Below are 3,091 nucleotides of genomic sequence, written 5' to 3' on the forward strand. Positions count from 1 at the left end.
GGCTGAGGCAGGCCTCCGATGCCTTGTCGTGGAAGGTTAGGGCATTGGCGTCCTCTGCCTCGATATCGACGTCGGAAATCTCGTTGCGATAATACTGCGCCACGAGATCGAGGCCCTCCTGGCTGATGCCCTGGGTGGGCATTTCGCGCGCAAGGCAGCCGCAAAGGCTGAGCGCTCGATCCGGTGAGCCAATTTTGTGGTTGGTGAGGATGAAGTCCTGTGCCGGGCAGGCATCGAGGAAGCCGGCGAAATTCAACTTCTGCTGCGGCTGGTCGCCATGATTGAAGTAGGCCGGCGGCCATTGGCTCTTGCCGTTGGCGACATCGCAGCCGGTGGCGACGTCCTCGGCATTTTTCAGAAGCGCCTGCCAGGCAATCTCTTTCGCGCCCGTCGGATATTCGAAGTTCTCGCCCAGCGATGCGGTGTACATATCGAGATCGGGTTGCGTGAAGCCGGTCACCTGAAACCGGCTGAACCGGCATTGGCATTCAGCGCTCACGCGTTCCGCTTCACCCTCCGCCGGCTGCTCGTTGGATCTGCTTTTCTGGCATGCCGCCATGAAGGCGGCGCCATCGAGCGACGAGGCAGGAAACGTAGAGGCGTCGACATAGCGTTTTCCGTCCCAGCCGATCATCATCTGGTCGGACTGGATGTCGAGAAAACCGTTTCGTTTGAAGGCGCTGAGCCCGATCTTGTCCTGCTGCACCAGCCTTGCACCGGGAATGTCGCCGAGGACTTCCTGGTAGATGTCGCCTTCGAGGACGAACAGGAAGTTGCCGCAATGGATGCCGTCGCAGCCAGGCGCATAGCGATAGGCGAAGATCTCGGGAAAGCCGTCGAGGTTGAGATCGACYTCCACCGCAAAGGATGGCGGCGGGAAATCCTTGGCTCCGGTCTGCCGCTCCAGCAGGCCGGCCGCCATTTTCTGGGCGATCGCCACGCTGTTTTCCCACGGGATGTTCTCCGGCTGCTGCTGGGCGTGCGCCATCCCCAGGCACGCGCAAAGCATTGCCAACGCGAACGCCGTCGCCGGTCTCGAAAACACCCACATGTCGCAGCCCCAGGCCCGCGATCGTCAGAAGCCGACGGCGAGCGTTTCCAGCCCATGGAAGTGGTAAGTGTCGCGGAAGCGGGGCGGTTCGGCAAGATGCAGCTTTGGCTGCCGGTCGAACAAGGTTTTCAGCGATACCTGCAATTCGAGCCGGGCTAGCGGCGCACCGATGCAGAAATGGATGCCGGCGCCGAAGGATACGTTCTTCTGGTCGGCGCGATCCGGGTTGAAGGCGAGCGGTTCGGCGAAGGCGCGCGGGTCGTGATTGGCCATGCCGAGCAGCAGCCCGATCGTCTGGCCCGGCTGTACGACGATGCCCGGCGCGACTTCGAACTCCTGATAGGCGTAGCGCGTGAACATGTGCAGTGGCGCGTCGAAGCGCAGGCACTCCTCCACTGTCGCCGCGGTCGCTTCGGGTGAGCTGAAGAAGCGACGGGGATCGCCACCTTGCGCCAGGATCGAGCGCACGGCATTGCCGGTCTGGTGCACGGTCGCTTCATGGCCGGCATTGAGCAGCAGGATCGCCGAGGACACCATCTCGTCCTCCGACAGCTTCTGGCCGTCCTCCTGCGCCGAGATCAGCAGCGACAGCAGGTCGTCACCGGGGTTCTTGCGCCGCTCGGTGACATGGCTGCGCAGGAAATCGGCAAAATCGCCTGCGGCGCGGTTGGCCGTCTCCTCGGTTTCGCGCGTGCGGCTATGCATGTACATGGCGACCATCTGGTGCGACCAGTCGAGCAGTTGCGGCCCCATCTCGACCGGAACGCCGAGCATTTCGGCAATGATGGTGATCGGCAGCGGCGCCGCGAAGGCGGGCAAGAGGTCGACGGTTCCTTCGGGTTGGAAACGGTCGATCAACTCGTTGGCGAGCGCTTCGACACGCGGCCGCAGCCGTTCGACCTGGCGCGAGACGAAGGCGCGGTTGACCAGCGTTCTCAGCCGCGTGTGCACCGGTGGCTCCAGCTCCAGCATCGAATTGGCTTCGATGCCGTCGAATGCCTTGAGATGGCTGCGGTCCTGGCCGACACCGCGCCTGTCTGGAATGCCGGCTGGGTTCTGCCGGCCGAAGCGACGATCGCGCAGCAGCCGGTTGACGTCGTCGAAGCCGCCAAAGCACAAGAAGCCGAACTCTTCCCAGAAGAATGCATTCGAGGTGCCGTGCAGAAAGGCGTAGGCCTCGTAAGGATTTTGAAAAAAGGCCGGCTCGTGCGGGTCGAGCCGCAGGTGGCGGGTGGCTGGATCAAAGGCCAGATAAGGTGGCGTCAATTTGGTCATGCCAGACCAATAGCGCGGCTTGCCAGCCCGGTTCCAGACCGTATGTTGCGCCCGATAGCCCAATGCGTTGAGCCAGCCATATGGCTGCGGAAAGACTGAACTGATGAATGTGATCGTTGTCGGCGCGGGCATTGCTGGTCTTTCCACCGCGTGGTCGCTGGTCAAGGCCGGCCACAGCGTTTCGATCGTCGAACAGGGACCGATCCCCAACCCGCTGGCGGCATCAGGCGACCATCACCGAATCATCCGCCGTGCCTATCGGGCCGGTACCGGCTATGGCCGGCTGATCACCGAAGCCTATCAGGCCTGGGACGAGATGTGGGCCGATCTCGGCGAAAGCCACCTCGATCCCAGAGGTTTTGTCTGCATCTCGCGCGCGCCGGGCGACGAGGCCGAGGAATACCGCGAGGGCCTGGAGGAGGGGAATTTCCCTTTCGAATTGCTGGCGCCGGATGTGGCCGCGCAACGCTGGCCGTTTCTTGAGGCTGGCTCGTTCCGCTATGCCTATTTTTCGACCGAAGGCGGCGCGCTGCACTGCCGCAAGATCGCCTCCGGCCTGGCCAGATGGCTGCGGACCAATGGGGCCAATGTCTACGAGAACAGCAAGGTCCTTGAAATCGACGAGGAAACCGGCCACATCGTGCTCGAAAGCGGCGAAACCATGCAGGCCGACCGCATCGTCGTCGCTGCCGGTGCCTGGGTGTTGAAACTTTTCCCGGAACTGGACGGCGAGTTGAAGACCTATCGAACGGCACTTGCCTATGT

General features: G+C 62.7%; 3 protein-coding genes. 1 reads left to right on the plus strand and 2 read right to left on the minus strand.

What is annotated here, in order from left to right:
- Window positions 1-988, minus strand: a 988-nt coding sequence (locus tag ACXJ7R_RS28720; protein ID WP_457154778.1) for a hypothetical protein, incomplete at its 3' end; no start/stop codon positions are given.
- Between the two features lie 87 nt (window positions 989-1,075).
- Window positions 1,076-2,326, minus strand: coding sequence for a cytochrome P450 (locus ACXJ7R_RS28725; RefSeq protein WP_457154780.1), 1,251 nt, complete (start codon window positions 2,324-2,326; stop codon window positions 1,076-1,078).
- Window positions 2,327-2,429: 103 nt separating this feature from the next.
- Between ACXJ7R_RS28725 and ACXJ7R_RS28730 the strand changes: the two genes are divergently transcribed.
- A partial coding sequence (locus tag ACXJ7R_RS28730) for an NAD(P)/FAD-dependent oxidoreductase (protein ID WP_457154779.1) occupies window positions 2,430-3,091 on the plus strand: 662 nt, incomplete at its 3' end.

It is taken from the genome of Mesorhizobium sp. P5_C1 (assembly GCF_054049815.1).